The following is a 16116-nucleotide window of genomic DNA, read 5'->3' as shown; positions in this document are numbered from 1 at the left end:
AGGGGCCGGTTCGGTCGACGGAAACCGAGATGGGTTTTCTGGGATGGATGGCGGCCAGCGGCGCCCTGCTGATGGTCATGTCGCTGGCGGCCGGCTGGATCCGGCCGTTGCCGCTGACGCAGTTTGCGTTGTACCTGGTGGTCGGCGTCGCGATCGGGCCGTGGGGCCTGTACCTGCTCGACGTCAACTTCCTGGCCGACGCGCGCTGGCTGGAACGGCTGACCGAGGTGGCACTGATCATCTCGCTGTTCGTCGGCGGCCTGAAGCTGCGCATGCCCTGGCGCGCGCGGCCGTGGCGGGTGGCGCGGCGGCTGGCGTTCCCGGCGATGGCGCTGTCGATCGCCGGCACCGCGCTGGCGGCGCACCTGCTGCTGGATCTGGACTGGCCGCTCGCGCTGCTGCTGGCCGCCATGCTGGCGCCGACCGACCCGGTGCTGGCCAGCACCATCGCGGTGGACAACGCGGCCGACCACGACGGCCTGCGCGTGGCGCTCTCCGGCGAGGCCGGGATGAACGACGGCAGTGCGATGCCATTCCTGCTGCTGGCGCTTGCCTGGCTGCATGGCGGGCTCTCATGGGGCGCCGTCGGCGAGTGGGCGCTGCTCAATCTCGTGTGGGGAATCGGCGCCGGGCTCGCGCTCGGCTTCGGGCTGGGCTGGCTGGTCGGCCGCCTCGGCACGCAGTTGATGCGGATCGGGCGCGACCCCGGACCGGGTGCACTGCTCATCACCGGCCTGGTCGCGGTGACCTACGCGGTGGCCGAAGGCATCGGCGCGCTCGGCTATCTGGCCGCGTTCGCCGCGGGCGTGGGCATGCGCGCGGTCGAGGTCGGCGTGATGCGCGAGCACCCGCATCCGCGCCTGCCGCACGAGCGCGACATCACCCGCACGCCGCCGGCCGAGTTCGTGGTGCGCCCGGTGCTGGACGGCGGCGTCGACCGCGACCAGCCGGTGGAGATCGTCGGTCACCTGGTGACCGAGGCGCTGACCTTCGGCAACGTCATGGAGCACCTGCTCGGCCCGCTGCTGGTGCTGCTGCTGGGCATCGCGCTGGCGCGCCACTGGGAGCCGCAGGCGCTGCTGCTGGCCGGCGTGCTGTTCCTCCTCGTGCGGCCGCTCGCCACCTGGATCACCACCATCGGCATGCAGCTGCACTGGCGCCGCCGCCTGCTGCTGGGCTGGCTCGGCATCCGCGGCATCGGCGGGCTGAACTACCTGGCCTATGCGCTGCTGCACGGGCTGGACGGCAAGCCGGCGCGGCTGGTCGCCGGCGTGGTGGTCACCACCATCACCCTGAGCGTGGTGGTGCACGGCTTCAGCGCGCAGCCGCTGCTGAGCTGGCGGCGCCGACGCATGGCACGCCAGCAGCGCAAGGCGGCCGCGCGCCGATAGCCGCGCCCGGCGCATCCCCTACAATGGGCCGATGAAGATCGCCTCCTGGAACGTGAACTCGCTGAAGGTGCGGCTGCCGCAACTGACCCAGTGGATGGCCGAGGCGCAACCGGACATCGTGGCGCTGCAGGAAACCAAGCTGGAGGACGCGAAGTTCCCGGTCGACGAGCTGGCCGCGGCCGGCTACCGCGCGGTGTTCTCCGGCCAGAAGACCTACAACGGCGTGGCGATCCTGACGCGCGGACAGGCGCCCACCGACGTGGTCACCGACATCCCCGGGCTGGACGATCCGCAGCGGCGCATCCTTGCCGCCACCGTCGGCGACCTGCGCGTGGTCGACCTGTACGTGGTCAACGGCAAGGCCGTGGGCGATCCGAAATACGACTACAAGCTGGACTGGCTGGCCAAGGTGCGCGAATTTCTGGCGCGCGAGCACGAGCGCCATCCCAACCTGGTGGTGCTGGGGGACTTCAACATCGCGCCGGACGATCGCGACGTGCACGACCCGGTCGCCTGGCGCGACTCGGTGCTGTGTTCGGTGCCCGAGCGCGCGGCGCTCAACGCGATCACCGGGCTGGGCCTGCACGACAGCTTCCGCCTGTTCGAACAGGACGCCGGCCACCACAGCTGGTGGGATTACCGGCAGGCCGCCTTCCGCCGCAACCTGGGTTTGCGCATCGACCTGATCCTGCTTGGCGAGGCGCTCAAGGGCGCCGCGCGGGCGGCCGCGATCGACCGTGTGCCGCGCCAGTGGGAACGGCCGTCCGATCACACCCCGGTGACGCTCGATCTGGATATCTGAGGAACGATGAACAGTACTCCGCCTGAAGAATGGCCCAGCTCCCTCACCGACGAGGAACTGGACGAGCTTGACCGTTATCTGCGCGGCCACGCGGACGAGGGGCGCCTGCTGCTCGATGGCGTGCACGGCATGCTCTCGGCGATCGCCGTCGGCCCGCTCGAGGTGCTGCCCGACGAGTGGCTGCCCGAGGTGCTGCACGATCCCTTCGTCGACGAGGCCGAAGGCAACCGCGTGCTGGAATTGCTGGCCAAGTTGAATGACTCGATCCGCGTCGAGCTGGACGTCGAGGCGTACGAGCCGATCCTGGGCGAAGTCGATACCGACACCGGCCCGGCGCTATCGGCGGCCGGCTGGTGCGAAGGCTTCAGCCGCGGCATCGATCTACGTGCCGCGTTGTGGGAGAAGCGCCTGGCCGAGGACCCGCAGCTGATGGAGATGCTCGGTCCGGTGATGGCGCTGGCGGTGGACGAGGGCATCCTCTCGGCCGAGGCCGAGTTCGAGAAACTCACCGACGAGGAATACGACGAGTGCCTGGCGCAGGTCGCGCCGGTGCTGGGCGCGGTCGACCACTACTGGCAGGAGCACCCGGCCACCGAAGCGGAGCTGGCCGCGCTCGCCCGCACGCCCCCGCCGCCGGGCGAGGAAGCGCCGCCGCCGCCGCGCCAGCGCAGCGGCCACTGGGTGCACTGACCGGCGTGAGCGGTCCGGCGCTCTACGCACCGATCAACACGCTCAAGCCGGTTGCGCCAGACCTCTGGATCGCCGATGGCCCGATCGTGCGCATGGCCGCGCCGCTGGGCATGAGCGCGCCGTTCCCGACCCGCATGACGGTGGTGCGCCTGCCCGATGGCGGGCTGTGGTGCCACTCGCCGATCGCGCCGGATGCGTCCCTGTTCGAGGCTGTCGACGCGCTCGGCCCGGTGCGTCACCTGGTCTCGCCGAACAAGATCCATTACACGCACATCGCCGCCTGGAAGCGGCGTTACCCGCAGGCCGTCGCCTGGGCTTCGCCGGGCGTGCGCGAGCGTGCCGCAAGCCAGCGCATCGAGGTGCACTTCGACGCCGACCTGGAGGACACCGCGCCGGCGGCCTGGGCCGGCACGCTCGACCAGCTGCGATTCAAGGGCAGCCGCGCCATCGAGGAAGTGGTGTTCCTGCACCGCCCGAGCGCCACGCTGATCCTGGCCGACCTGATCGAGAACTTCGACGCCGACCGCCTCGATACACCGATGCGCTGGCTCGCGCGCGTCGGCGGCGTGCTCGCGCCCGAAGGCAAAATGCCGCTGGACATGCGCCTGACCTACCTGGGCCACAAGGCCGAGGCGCGTGCCTGCCTCGAACGCATGCTCGCCTGGCATCCGCAGCGGATCCTGCTGGCGCATGGCCGGTGCTTCCTGGACCACGGCGAAGCCGAGCTGCGTCGCGCCTTCGCCTGGCTGGGCCCCTTGTAGGAGCACCCCCGGGCGCGACCGCCCTGCACCCGGTCGCCCGGAGTGCGCTCCCGCAGAAAGGCTCTCGGCGAACGATCCGTTCACGCCGCCACGCTTGGCGCCATCCGCCACCGGCCCCATGCTGATGGACATCCATTCGCGCCGGAGGCCTGTTCCATGAGCCAACGCACCATCACCCGCCGCGTGCGCGGCATCGACACCAACGACGGCGCCGGCGTGAAGCTCAAGCGCATCATCGGCCAGCCCAACCTGGACATGCTCGATCCGTTCCTGCTGCTGGACGAATTCCGCTCCGACCAGGCCGGCGACTACCTCGCCGGCTTCCCCGAACACCCGCACCGCGGCTTCGAGACAGTCACCTACATGCTCGCCGGGCACATGCGCCATGGCGACAACCACGGCAACCAGGGCGACCTGGGTCCTGGCAGCGTGCAGTGGATGACCGCCGGGCGCGGCATCCTGCATTCGGAGATGCCGCAGCAGGAAAACGGCCTGATGTGGGGCTTCCAGCTCTGGGTGAACCTGCCGGCCGCGGACAAGATGACCGCGCCGCGCTACCAGGACATCGCGCCGGAGCGCATCCCGCAGGTGGAACCGTCGCCCGGCGTGCGGGCGCGGGTGATCGCCGGGCGGCTGGGCGAGGCGATCGGGCCGGTGCAGGGCGTCGCCACCGAGCCGCTGTACCTGGACATCACGCTGGCCGCCGGCGCGCGCTTCGAACTGGACCTGCCGGCGGAACACCACGCCTTCGCCTACGTGTTCGAAGGCGAGGCGGCCGAGGTCGGCGGCGAACCGCTGCCGCGCGGCGAGCTGGCGGTGCTGTCCGGAGGCGACCGCCTGACCCTGGGCGCCGGCGCGAGCGCCGCGCGGCTGCTGGTGGTGGCCGGCCGGCCGCTCAACGAGACCGTCGCGCGCTACGGCCCGTTCGTGATGAACACGCCCGCGCAGATCCACGAGGCGATCGCCGATTTCCGCGCCGGACGGTTCTGAGCCACCGCCTTGCGTGCAGCCGGGCCGGTTGGGCGGAAGCCCACTAGGCGCGCGGCTCGCGCGCCAGGCCCTGCTGCGCGAGGCCGTCGAGCGCCCGTGCCACGGTCGCCTCGATGCTGCCATTGGCATCGACCTGCAGCGCCGGCTCGTCGCGGTCCGGCTCCTCCAGCGTCGCCAGCTGGCTGCCCAGCAACCGCGGCGGCATGAAGTGCTCGCGCCCGCGCATGCGCCGGGCCAGCTCGTCGTGGTCAACCTCCAGATAGACGAAGCGCACGCCCGGGCCAGCCTCCCGCAGGCGCTCGCGGTACGCCCGCCTGAGCGCCGAACAGGCGACCACGGCGCTGCGTCCGGCCGCCAGCTCCTGCTGCATCCAGGCGGCGATCGCGTCCAGCCAGGGCGCGCGGTCGGCGTCCTCCAGCGGCACGCCCGCGCTCATCTTCGCGATATTGGCGGGCGGGTGCAGGTCGTCGCCGTCGAGGAACGCGTAGCCCAGCGCCTCGGCGAGCCGCCGCGCGATGGTGCTCTTGCCGGAGCCGGACACCCCCATCACCACCAGCATCACCGGGTTGCTCATCGGCACCGGGCGGCGGGAAGCGGGCGAAGTGTGCATGCGGTCACGTCGTGGCACTCAAGGGAGGAAGCGGGCGGCCGATGTGCTTGGCAAGGGAGTTAAAAAGCCATTAATCCTGCCTGGCACGGGCCGCCCTAGCATCGGACCCCTGCCACGTCGTCTGCAACCCACCGGCCTCCGCCATGATCGCGCTCCTGGTCTCCATCGCCCTCGTCTGCCTGGTTCCGGCTGTGCTGCGCCGCGTGCCGCCCGGCCACGTGCAGGTCGTCCACCGCCGCGGCCGGTCGCGCCTGCTCGAGCCGGGCCTGCACCTGCTGTGGCCGGGGCTGGACCGCGCCGGGCACCGGATCGACCTGACCGGCCAGATCCTGCAGTTCCAGGACGCGCTGGGCGACGCGCGCGGCGTCCGCGGCCGGGTCTACTGGCAGGTGCTGGAGCCGGAGCGGGTCGATCCGGTGATCGAGCAGGCGGCACAGCTGATCCGCACCAGCGCGCTGGAGGCCCTGCACGGCGAACCGGCGCCCGAACCCGACCAGCGCGCGCTGGGCAGCCGGCTCAAGCGCGTGTTGAACGGCATGCTGCGCGAGCGCGGCCTGATGGTCACCCGGGTCGAGCTGGAGCTGGCCTGAGGGCGCTGGCTTCGCCGCGCCGGCGCGCGGATACTGGGCGGTCCTGCCAGCCCCCGGACCGCCCATGAGCTCCCGTCCCGTCCTGCATCACCAGCTCGAACAGGGCCTGGCCGCGATGGGCCTGGCGCTGCCACCCGGCGCGGTCGAGCGCCTGCTCGACTACCAGTCCCTGCTCGAGCGCTGGAACGGCACCTACAACCTCACCGCCGTGCGCGACCCCGCCGAGATGGTCACCCGCCACCTGCTCGACTCGCTGGCGATCCTGCCCTACGTCGAAGGCGACCGCCTGGCCGACCTCGGCACCGGCCCGGGCCTGCCCGGCATCCCGCTGGCGATCGCCGCGCCCGGGCGCGAGGTGCTGCTGGTCGATTCCAACGGCAAGAAGGTGCGCTTCCTGCGCGAGGCGATCCGCGCGCTGAAGCTCGAAGGCGTGCGCGCGGTGCAGTCGCGGGTGGAGGAGGTCGAGGGCCGGTTCGACTGCGTCACCGCCCGCGCCTTCGCCAGCCTGGCCGACATGCTGGCCTGGGGCGGCCACCTGCTCGCCCCGGCCGGCCGCTGGCTGGCCATGAAGGGCAAGCCGCCGGCCGAGGAGATCGCCGCCCTGCCGTCCGGTTTCGTGGTCCAAGCCGTCCACGCGCTGGATGTGCCCGGGCTGGGCGCCGAGCGCAGCCTGGTCGTCATTGGCCGCGGGGCGGGTGAATCCGGTGCTGCCGCGCCCTGCTAATCTAGCTGTCCTTTGTTGCACGACCGGATGACCATGGCCCGCATCATCGCTGTCGCCAACCAGAAAGGCGGCGTCGGCAAGACCACCACGGCGGTCAACCTCGCGGCGGCGCTCGCGGCCGCCAAGCGCAAGGTGCTGCTGGTCGACCTGGACCCGCAGGGCAACGCCACCATGGCCTCGGGCGTGGACAAGCGCGAGGCCAAGCCCAACGGCTGCGAGGTGCTGCTGGACGAAGCGCCGATCGAGCGCGCCATCGTCGCCACCGAGGCGCATTACGACCTGCTGCCCGGCAACGGCGACCTGACCGCCGCCGAGCTCAAGCTGATGGACGCGATCGCGCGCGAGAGCCGGCTCAAGGAACAGCTGGCCAAGATCTCGGACAAATACCAGACCATCCTGATCGACTGCCCGCCCTCGCTGCACCTGCTCACGCTCAACGCGCTGGCCGCCGCCGACGGCGTGCTGGTCCCGGTGCAGTGCGAATACTTCGCGCTGGAAGGGCTCTCCAGCCTGCTCGACACGGTCAAGGCGGTGCGCCAGCGGCTGAACCCCAAGCTGGAGATCGAGGGCCTGCTGCGCACCATGTACGACGTGCGCAACAACCTGGGCAACGAAGTCTCCGCGCAGCTGACCCAGCATTTCGGCGACAAGGTGCTGCGCTCGATCATCCCGCGCAACGTGCGCCTGGCCGAGGCACCCAGCCACGGCCAGCCGATCCATCTGTACGACCGCAGCTCGCGCGGCGCGATCGCCTACATCGGCCTGGCCGGCGAGATCATCCGTCGCGAACGCGGCGCGCAGGCGGCCGTGGCCGCACTCAACGACATGCACGACACCGGCGCGACGCTCGACGCGGCCGCCGACATCCACCAGGAGTAACCATGGCCGCCGCGAAGAAACGGGGACTCGGCCGCGGGCTGGACGCGCTGCTCGGCGGCGACGGCGCCGGCACCGCATCGCCGCTGGAGCAGGAAGGCGAACTGCGCACCCTGCCGATCCAGCAGATCCAGCCGGGCAAGTACCAGCCGCGCCGGCACTGGAACGAAGAGGCGCTGGACGAACTGGCCGCCTCGATCAAGGCGCAGGGGCTGATCCAGCCGGTGGTGGTGCGCGCCATCGGCAGCAACCGCTACGAGCTGATCGCCGGCGAACGCCGCTGGCGCGCGGCCCAGCGCGCGCAGATGAGCGAGATCCCGGCGCTGGTCAAGACCGTCGACGAGGCCGCCGTGCCGGCGATGGCGCTGATCGAGAACATCCAGCGTCAGGACCTCACGCCGCTGGAAGAAGCCGACGCGCTCAAGCGCCTGATCGACGACTTCGACCTGACCCACCAGCAGGCCGCCGACGCGGTCGGCCGCTCGCGTGCGGCGGTGTCGAACCTGCTGCGCCTGATCGACCTGCCCGCGCCGATCAAGAAACTGCTCGACGAGGGCAAGCTGGAGATGGGCCACGCCCGCTGCCTGCTCACCCTGGACGAAGGCATCGCCTTGCCGCTGGCGCGCCAGGCCTCGACCCTGGGCTGGAGCGTGCGCGAACTGGAGGACGCCGCGCGCCGTGCGCAGGCCGCGCCCAAGGGCAAGGCCAGGGCCGGCGGCTCGCGCGACCCCAACGTCGACGCGCTGGAGCGCGAGCTGGGCGAGCGCTTCGGTGCGCGGGTGGAACTGGCGCAAGGCCGCGGTGGGCGCGGCAAGCTGGTGATCCACTACCACAGCAACGACGAGCTGGACGGCATCCTCGGCAAGCTGCGCTAACGCAGCGCATTGTAGGAGCGCACCCTGTGCGCGACCCGGATGCATGGCGGTCGCGCACAGGGTGCGCTCCTACAGCAGGCTGCCAGGCGCTCGTTCCGTAACCTGCGCCATCGGCCCGCATCGGCGATAATCGCCGCCCGTATCGTTCCTCCGGACTGGCCCCATGCCCGAGCTTTCCGTCGTCGTGCCCGTGTTCAACGAGCGCGACAACATCCCGCCGCTGCTCGCCGAAATCGCCACTGCCCTGCGCGGCAAGGCCGACTTCGAGATCGTCTACGTGGACGACGATTCCACCGACGACAGCCGCGCCGTGCTGGCCGCGCAGAAGGCCCAGTACCCGGAGCTGCGCGTGCTGCACCACGTCACCCGCAGCGGCCAGAGCACCGCGGTATCCAACGGCGTGCGCGCCGCGCGCGGCAGCTGGATCGCCACCCTGGACGGCGACGGCCAGAACGATCCGGCCGACATCCCGCGCCTGCTCGACGCACGCCGCAACGCGCCGCCCGAAGTGAAGCTGTTCGCCGGCTGGCGCACCACGCGCCGCGACAGCTTCAACAAGCGCATTTCCTCCAAGGTCGCCAACGCGGTGCGCTCGCGCATGCTCAAGGACGCCACGCCCGACACCGGCTGCGGCCTGAAGCTGTTCGAGCGCGAGACCTTCCTGCGCCTGCCCTACTTCGACCACATGCACCGCTACCTGCCGGCGCTGGTGCGCCGCGCCGGCTTCGAGAGCCGCAGCGTGCCGGTCGGCCATCGCCCGCGCACCGCCGGCACCTCCAAGTACGGCATGCTCGACCGCCTGTGGGTCGGCCTGGCCGACCTGCGCGGCGTGGCCTGGCTGATGCGCCGCGCCAAGGTCACCCGGGTCGAGGAACTCTGAGCCTCACTGCCGGGGGTGGGAGCCCGCGAGGCTCTTTCTCGAAAGCCGGACAGAGGAGCATCGCCCGCAGGCGGGCTCCCACAAGGGCGTGTCGCTTCGCGTACCGCTCACCCGGCGGGGGTAAGCTTGGCGCAGGTTTCCTTCCAAGGGGGACGCCATGAGCCTGACTGTCAAACGCGTCTATGACCCGCCCTCGCCCGGCGATGGCTACCGGGTGCTGGTCGATCGCCTGTGGCCGCGTGGGCTGAAAAAAGACAACGCCGCGCTCGACCTGTGGATGAAGGACGTCGGTCCCTCGCGCGAACTGCGCCAGTGGTTCGGCCACGAGCCCAATCGCTGGGAAGGGTTTCGCCATCGCTACGCGGGCGAGCTCGATAACGTTCCGGAAACCTGGCAGACGCTGGCCGAAAAGGCCCGCCACCACCATGTGACCCTGCTGTTCGGCGCGCGCGACGAGGAGCACAACAACGCGGTGGCGCTGAAGGCCTACCTGGAAAACTACCTCAGCGCGCACGGCCCGCACTGACGGCGGCGACTAGCCCCTGCGAGCGGCCTCGAACCGCTCCAGCGCCTCGCGCGTGCGCGTGCGGCCCAGTTCGATCAGTTCAGTGGCGCGGTAGAACTCGTAGGTTGCTGCGGCGTCACGCGGGATCTCGATCAGCAGGTCCGGCTCGTAGGCGGCCAGCCGCAGCCGCGAAAGGTTGGATTGCATCAGGTCCATCGCCTGGTTGAGCAGGGACAGCGCGCCCGGCTCCGTCGCGCGCGCGGGCTTGTCCTCGCCGCGCGCGAGCAGGCGGTCGAGCCAGCTGGGCTCGACATCGGGATCGGCCCTGGCATCCCGCTCGGGGGCTGCGAGGACGCCCGAGGGGCCGTCCAGGCTGATCGCGAACACGATTTCGGCGCGCTCGCGGATCAGCGGGGTCACCGGCACCGGGTTGAGCAGGGCGCCGTCGACCAGACGGCGGCCCTCGATGGTGTGCGGGCGGAAGATGGTGGGGATGGCAATCGAGGCGCGGATGGCGTCGAAAAGCTGGCCGTGGGTCAACCACACCTCACGCTCGCGGTCGATGTCGGTGGCCACCGCGGTATAGGCCAGCGGCAGGTCTTCGATGCGCGCGTCGCCGATCAGCTCGCGCAGGGTCTCGATGATCTTCTCGCCCTTGATCAGGCCGCCGCGGAACGTCCAGTCGACCAGCCGCAGCACGTCGAAGCGCGCCAGCTTGCAAACCCAGTCGCGATAGACGTCGAGCTTGCCCATGGCGTAGATGCCGCCGATCAGCGCGCCCATGGAGGAACCGGCGATGGCGCCGATCACATAGCCCTGGCGCTCGATCTCCTCGATGACGCCGATGTGGGCCAGTCCTTTCGCGCCGCCGGCGCCCAATGCGAGGGCGACGGTCGTGGGGCGCGGCTCATCCGCGGGTGCGGGCTGGCTCATGCGATAGCCTGTGAAGGGCGAGTCCTCACGATACGTTAGCGTGGGGCTGTGGTGAAGTCTGCGTCCGGGCGTCCAGCGGCCACGACCGTTATGATGTTCCGTCGGCGTCCGCGCCATTGACCAGGCAGCCCAAAAGGAACCATGCCAGCCGATACCCGCCCGAACGCCCCGCGCCGCCCGCCCGACCCGGGCAGCCTCTCACCCCGCTGGGAGGCGCGCGCATGAGCTGGCAGGCCTGGGCCACGGTGGCGATCATCGTCGGCGCGATGGCGCTGTTCGCCAGCGAGAAGGTGCGCATCGACCTGGTCGCGCTGCTGGCGCTGGCAGCGCTGGTGGTGCTGCACATCGTCACGCCCGAGGAGGCACTGTCCGGCTTCAGCAACGAGGCGACGGTGACGGTGGCGGCGATGTTCGCGCTGAGCCTGGGCATCGAGCGTTCCGGCGCGCTGGAGCCGCTGACGCGCCTGCTGATGCGCATCCGCAAGCCGTGGCTGCTGACCCTGGCGATGATGCTGGCGATCGCGCCGCTGGGCGCGTTCGTGAAGAACATCGCGCTGGTCGCCACCTTCCTGCCGCTGGCGCTGCGCGTGTGCCAGCGCACCGGCACCTCGCCGGCGCGCGTGCTGATGCCGATGGCCTATGCCGCGCAGATGGGCGGCGTGTGCACGCTGATCGGCACCTCCTCCAACCTGCTCACCGACAGCCTGGCGCAGAAGCACGGCCTGCCGCCGTTCGGCGTGTTCGAGTTCACCAAGCTTGGCGCGCTGCTCGCGGTGGCCGGCATGGCCTACCTGATGCTCATCGGCCGCAAGTTGCTGCCCAAGCACATTGACGCCGCGCTGCCGGAAGGCGGCGAGGTCGGCAAGTACGTGACCGAGCTGATCGTGGGCGAGGATTCGCCCCTGCTTGGCACGCGCATTGCCGACGCCCAGCTGGGCGACAAGTACGGCGTCTACCCGCTGGAACTGCTGCGCGGCGAGCGCCGCATGTGGTCGCCACGCGAGCAGCAGCTGGCCGCCGGCGACGTCCTGCTGGTGCGCGGCGACTGGGAGAAGATCGAGGAGTTCCAGCGTCGCGCGCGGCTGCGCAACGCGCCAGAGCAGCACTACGAACGCGACGGCGACCGCCCGCGGGTGCTGGCCGAGCTGATGGTCGCCCCGGGCAGTCCCGCCGAGGGCCGGCGCATGGCCGAGCTGGGACTGGACTGGCGCTACCGCGCCACCGTGCTGGCCGTGCACCGCCGCGGCCAAGTGCTGCGCGACAAGCTGAGCAACACCGACCTGGCGGTCGGCGACGTGCTGCTGGCGCTGGTCGACGAAGGCGGCATGCCCAAGCTGCGCACGGACGATGCGTTCATCGTGCTGTCCGAGCGCGACGACGCGCGCGGCAGCATGCGCAAGGCGTGGATCGCCGCCGCCATCATGGTCTCGGTGGTGGTCGCCTCGGGCATGCACTGGCTGCCGATCCCGATCGCCGCCTTGTGCGGCGCCACCGCGATGGCGCTGACCGGCTGCTTCGGTCGCAAGGACATCTACGAGGGGATGGACTGGAAGATCATCATCCTGCTCGGCGCGATCCTGCCGCTGGGCCTGGCGATCGAGAAGACCGGCCTGTCCACCGTGGTGGTGCAGGGCGCGATGGGGCTGGTCGGCAGCCACGGCCCGCTGGCCGCGCTGCTGATGGTCTACCTGCTGACCGCCCTGCTCACCGAGCTGATGGGGCACAACCCGTCGGTGGTGCTGATGGTGAGCATCGCGGTGACGGTGGCGCATGCAGCGCATGCCGACCCGCGTCCGTTCGTGGTGGCGGTGGCCTTTGCCGCGGCCACCTCGTTTGCCACGCCGGTGGGCTATCCGACCAACACCATGGTGTATTACGCCGGCGGCTACCGCTTTACCGACTTCATGAAAGTCGGCATCCCACTGATCGCGTTGTTCTGCACACTCTCGATGTGGCTGATCCCGCAATTCTGGCCGTTTCATCCTTGAGGGCGACTATCCGCCCTGCTCCCTTCCCCTCCGGGGAGAAAGCTGGGGTGAGGGGTCGCTCTAGCGCGGGACTTTCAAAACGGTGCGAACGCACCGGACACCTCCCCCGCGAGCCCCGGCCCCTCACCCAAACCCTCTCCCCGGAGGGGAGAGGGCTTCAGGTCACGGGGCGTCCTTGAGGGCGGCTATCTGCTCTGCCCCCTCTCCCCTCCGGGGAGAGGGCTGGGGTGAGGGGTCGCTCTAGCGAGGGACTTTCCAAACGGTACGAACGCAGTGGACATCTTCCCGCGAGCCCCGGCCCCTCACCCAAACCCTCTCCCCGGAGGGGAGAGGGCTTCAGGTCACGGACGTGCCGCCTGCCCGTAGGCCCCCAGCGCCATGTGCAACAGGCTCTTCATCTCCTCGCGCAGTGGCAGCGGCGCCACCACTTCGGCATCGGGGCCGTACTTGAGCACGTCCATCAGCAGCTCGCGCGATTTGGAGTAGGGCACTTTCAGCTCGTAGCGGCCGTCCGGCAGCCACTCGCCCTTCTGCTGCGAGTGCCAGTGTTCGTCGGCGACCCAGCGGGCCGCATGCGCGGAAAAGCGGATCGTGGCCCACGCCTTGGGCTTGCCGGCGAAGATGCCGTAGCTGGAGGCGAGCAGTTCGTTCAGATCGGTTTCCGGCACGTCGATCGCCGGCTCGTCCAGTGCGTGCGCGTCGCGGATGCGGTCCACGGCGAAGCTGCGCAGCGCCTCGCGGTCGTGGTCCCACACGTCCAGGTACCAGTTGTCGCGGTAGTGGGTCAGCCGCTGCGGCGACACCGTGCGCTTGCTGTCCGAGTCGGTGGTGCGCGCGCGGTAGGAAAACCGCAGGCGGCTGCGTTCGAGCACCGCACCGGCGGTGACGCGGAACACCTGCTGGTCGAGCTTGCGCTCGCCCCAGGGGATCACGCGGATGCGCTCGATCGGCAGCGCCTTGTCCTTCTCCTGCCCGGTCAGCAGGCGCTCGATGCGCGCCTTGAACGGCGCCAGCGCACCGGCCAGGACGCCGGGGCCGGAGCGGCCGATCAGTTCGTTGAGTGCCAGCAGCGCGGCCAGCTCGTCGGAAGTCAGCCACAAACCCGGCAGCTCGAAGCGCTCGCCCTCGCCCACCTCGTAGCGGAACGCGGCCTGGTCGGTGCCGGCGCTCTCGATCGGTGCGCCCAGACCGTCGCGCAGGAAGGCGATGTCGCGATAGAGCGTGGCCCGCGAGCATTCCAGCTCGTCCATCAGCCGCGCCAGCGGTACCGGGTAATGCGCCGATTTGAGAACCCGGTGCAGGGTCAGAATGCGTTCGTAGCGATCCATGGCATACCGCTGGGGTGGGAGCTTTGTGTAGCATGGGTACGGCCCGCGGCGGCCGCAAGTCCGTCGCACGGCCCGGCACGAGAGCCGGGTCGCGGTTTTCCCCCAGCCGCCGAGCCTTCGATGTGATGCACCCATCCAGCGACATGCAGGCCTGTATCTCCGGCGCGATGCGCGAGCATCCGCTGCCGCCGGCCTATCCGTCCTCGCTGCTGCGCACGCTGGCGCTGTCCGGCTACGGACTGTGGATGCTGCTGGGCCTGGCACTGGCGCTGGGTATTTACCGTGGCGGTCGCAGCGAGGCCCTGCTGCCGCTGGCGCTGGGCGCGGCGTTCGTCAGCGCCGGGCTGGTGGTCGCCTGTCTGCACCTGCGCGGGTTGTCCGAATGGCACGGCTGGTTCCCGGCACGCCGCAGCCGGCCCACGCGCGAGGCGCTGCTGGCGCTGGCGGCCTACCTGCCGATGCTGGCGGTCGCCGGCCTGGTTCGTGGCGACAACGGCTTCTGGGCCACCCGCGCGGCCGGTGCGGCCCTGGCACTGTGCAGCGCGGCCAGCCTGGTGTACACGGTGCACAACTATCGACGCCGGTTGTCGGCCGGCGTATCCCGCTGTTCGGCGCAGCTGCCGCTGAGCCGGTTGGTGGCATCCCTGTACACGGGCGGGCTGTGGCTGTGGTTGTGCCTGGCCGCGCAGGACGGCGCCGCGCACGCAGCGGGCACGCGTCCGTGGATCATGGTGTTGCTGGTGCTCGCGCTGCTGCTGGGCCTGATCGAGGGCCTGCGCTGGCAGGCCCTCAGTCCGCCGGAAGGGCGCCCGTCGACGCAGCGCATGCGCGGGCGCACGGCGCGCTTCGTCGCGGCCCTGTTCACCTACGCGGTGCCGAGCCTGGCCTTGCTGGTGGTGGACCTGTCGGACGCGGGCGTGGGGCTGGTGGCGCTGGCGGCAACCAGCTGCCTGCTGGGTCGCACCATCGAGCAACGTGCCTACGAGGCGGCGCTGGCGCGGCTGTGCCGCGCGGATCACGCACCCACCCGGGGCCTGTAACCGGCGTGCGTGTTCACTGCTAGTTCAATCCGCCGCATTAAGGTGGCGGCCTCTCCGTTTTGACCCCCATTCACTGGATCGCCCGATGAAGAAGACCTTGATCGTTGCCGCGTGCCTGTTCGCCTTCGCCGGCGTGGCGCAGGCGCAGGACGCCGATACCGCTACCGACAACGGCGGCTGGACCGGCTCGGGCGAGTTCGGCTTCGCCTCGGCGCGCGGCAACTCGCGCACCGAGAACGTCAACGCCAAGCTCGGCCTGAACCAGGAAAACGAGTACTGGAAGAACAACTTCTTCCTCAACGGCATGCGCTCGAAGGGCGAAGTCAGCGTGGTGGACGCCCAGACCGGACAGACCGTGGACCGCTTCAGCACCACCGCCAACCGCTATGACGCCGGCGCCTCGGTCGGCTACAAGCTCGACCCGCGCAGCTACATCGTCGGTGCGGGCCGTTACGAGCACGACGACTTCGGCGCCAACCTCTGGCAGGGCATCGTTTCGCTGGGCTATGGCTACATCGCGCTGAAGAACGAGCGCACGGAGCTCTCCTTCGAAATCGGTCCCGGTTACAAGCGCTACCGTCCGGCCAACACCACCATGGTGGTCGACGGCGAAACCGTCGAGGTACGCCAGCCGACCGAGAGCGAGGTGGTCGGTCGCGGCCTGGTCAACTTCAAGTACCGCCTGACCGACAACACCGCCTTCGAGGACACGCTGCTGGTCGAAGCGGGCTCCAAGAACAAGTACTACCAGAATGACGCGGGCCTGTCGGTCAGCATGACCAAGAAGCTGGCGCTGAAGCTCGGCTTCCAGGTGCGCTACAACTCCGACACGCAGCCGGGCACGCAGAGCACCGACACGCTGACCACGACCAACCTGGTCTATAACTTCTGAGAGCCGGGAATGGTCAATCGGGAAAGGTGAATCGGGAATGGTGAATCGGTAGAGCCTGCGCTTTCCCTCTCCGGATGGGACAGGGACGAGGATGGCGACGCGCTCACGTCGTTGGTGTGTGCGCACGGCTCCGGGCTTTCGTTCCCGCGGGTTCCGGTCCTTTCTCCAACGTGGCGAAGGACCAACACAGGTGCGGCCGTGTATCCCGCCGCGCGGCCCGGCGGTGCGCCTGCTGGCCGGG

Annotated in this window: 17 protein-coding genes; 14 read left to right on the top strand and 3 right to left on the bottom strand. The window is 70.2% G+C overall.

All coding sequences use genetic code 11. The features are described from left to right. Positions 1–29 precede the first annotated feature (29 nt). The 5 genes from J7I44_RS11390 to J7I44_RS11370 all read left to right on the top strand — a co-directional run bounded on the left by J7I44_RS11390 (position 30) and on the right by J7I44_RS11370 (position 4634). Entirely contained in the window at positions 30–1391 is a 1362-nt protein-coding gene (locus J7I44_RS11390) for a cation:proton antiporter domain-containing protein (protein WP_209620613.1), read from the top strand. Positions 1392–1422: 31 nt separating this feature from the next. Beyond that, on the top strand, positions 1423–2193 hold the full coding sequence (gene xth / locus J7I44_RS11385; protein WP_209620612.1) for an exodeoxyribonuclease III: 771 nt from the start codon (positions 1423–1425) through the stop codon (positions 2191–2193). 6 nt (positions 2194–2199) lie between these two features. Beyond that, positions 2200–2883 (top strand): YecA/YgfB family protein, encoded by a 684-nt coding sequence (locus J7I44_RS11380; protein WP_209620611.1) that lies wholly within the window; start codon positions 2200–2202, stop codon positions 2881–2883. Positions 2884–2888: 5 nt separating this feature from the next. Further along, positions 2889–3644 (top strand): DUF4336 domain-containing protein, encoded by a 756-nt coding sequence (locus J7I44_RS11375; RefSeq protein ID WP_209620610.1) that lies wholly within the window; start codon positions 2889–2891, stop codon positions 3642–3644. A 156-nt stretch (positions 3645–3800) separates the two neighbouring features. Further along, entirely contained in the window at positions 3801–4634 is an 834-nt protein-coding gene (locus J7I44_RS11370) for a pirin family protein (protein ID WP_209620609.1), read from the top strand. Between the two features lie 43 nt (positions 4635–4677). Here J7I44_RS11370 and J7I44_RS11365 read toward each other — a convergent pair whose 3' ends face one another. Continuing rightward, entirely contained in the window at positions 4678–5244 is a 567-nt protein-coding gene (locus J7I44_RS11365; RefSeq protein ID WP_245188113.1) for a gluconokinase, read from the bottom strand. A gap of 143 nt (positions 5245–5387) precedes the next feature. Between J7I44_RS11365 and J7I44_RS11360 the strand changes: the two genes are divergently transcribed. The 6 genes from J7I44_RS11360 (at position 5388) to J7I44_RS11335 (ending at position 9715) form a co-directional block, all read left to right on the top strand. Further along, positions 5388–5834 carry an SPFH domain-containing protein gene (locus J7I44_RS11360; RefSeq protein ID WP_209620607.1) on the top strand — a complete coding sequence of 149 codons (447 nt, stop codon included), beginning with the start codon at positions 5388–5390 and terminating at the stop codon, positions 5832–5834. A 64-nt stretch (positions 5835–5898) separates the two neighbouring features. Beyond that, positions 5899–6558 carry a 16S rRNA (guanine(527)-N(7))-methyltransferase RsmG gene (rsmG, locus tag J7I44_RS11355; protein WP_209620604.1) on the top strand — a complete coding sequence of 220 codons (660 nt, stop codon included), beginning with the start codon at positions 5899–5901 and terminating at the stop codon, positions 6556–6558. A gap of 33 nt (positions 6559–6591) precedes the next feature. After that, positions 6592–7437 (top strand): ParA family protein, encoded by an 846-nt coding sequence (locus tag J7I44_RS11350; protein WP_209620602.1) that lies wholly within the window; start codon positions 6592–6594, stop codon positions 7435–7437. A 2-nt stretch (positions 7438–7439) separates the two neighbouring features. Next, a complete protein-coding gene (locus J7I44_RS11345) occupies positions 7440–8309 on the top strand; it encodes a ParB/RepB/Spo0J family partition protein (RefSeq protein ID WP_209620600.1) in 870 nt (289 codons plus the stop codon). A 163-nt stretch (positions 8310–8472) separates the two neighbouring features. Continuing rightward, complete coding sequence (locus J7I44_RS11340) at positions 8473–9189, top strand: glycosyltransferase family 2 protein (RefSeq protein ID WP_209620596.1); 717 nt, start codon at positions 8473–8475, stop codon at positions 9187–9189. A 157-nt stretch (positions 9190–9346) separates the two neighbouring features. Then, positions 9347–9715 (top strand): DUF488 domain-containing protein, encoded by a 369-nt coding sequence (locus J7I44_RS11335; RefSeq protein ID WP_209620593.1) that lies wholly within the window; start codon positions 9347–9349, stop codon positions 9713–9715. A gap of 9 nt (positions 9716–9724) precedes the next feature. Here J7I44_RS11335 and J7I44_RS11330 read toward each other — a convergent pair whose 3' ends face one another. Beyond that, entirely contained in the window at positions 9725–10627 is a 903-nt protein-coding gene (locus J7I44_RS11330; protein WP_209620590.1) for a patatin-like phospholipase family protein, read from the bottom strand. A gap of 221 nt (positions 10628–10848) precedes the next feature. Here J7I44_RS11330 and J7I44_RS11325 point away from each other — a divergent pair, with 221 nt between their 5' ends. Further along, a complete protein-coding gene (locus tag J7I44_RS11325; protein ID WP_209620586.1) occupies positions 10849–12615 on the top strand; it encodes an SLC13 family permease in 1767 nt (588 codons plus the stop codon). Positions 12616–12956: 341 nt separating this feature from the next. Here J7I44_RS11325 and J7I44_RS11320 read toward each other — a convergent pair whose 3' ends face one another. Then, a complete protein-coding gene (locus J7I44_RS11320) occupies positions 12957–13943 on the bottom strand; it encodes a helix-turn-helix transcriptional regulator (RefSeq protein WP_209620580.1) in 987 nt (328 codons plus the stop codon). 125 nt (positions 13944–14068) lie between these two features. Here J7I44_RS11320 and J7I44_RS11315 point away from each other — a divergent pair, with 125 nt between their 5' ends. Both J7I44_RS11315 and J7I44_RS11310 read left to right on the top strand, forming a co-directional pair. After that, positions 14069–14983 carry a hypothetical protein gene (locus J7I44_RS11315; RefSeq protein ID WP_209620576.1) on the top strand — a complete coding sequence of 305 codons (915 nt, stop codon included), beginning with the start codon at positions 14069–14071 and terminating at the stop codon, positions 14981–14983. Between the two features lie 85 nt (positions 14984–15068). Next, complete coding sequence (locus tag J7I44_RS11310) at positions 15069–15875, top strand: DUF481 domain-containing protein (RefSeq protein WP_209620573.1); 807 nt, start codon at positions 15069–15071, stop codon at positions 15873–15875. Positions 15876–16116: the final 241 nt, after the last annotated feature.

The organism is Frateuria flava (genome assembly GCF_017837635.1).
Lineage (GTDB): Bacteria > Pseudomonadota > Gammaproteobacteria > Xanthomonadales > Rhodanobacteraceae > Frateuria_A > Frateuria_A flava.
This window is presented reverse-complemented; position numbering and strand designations above follow the sequence as displayed.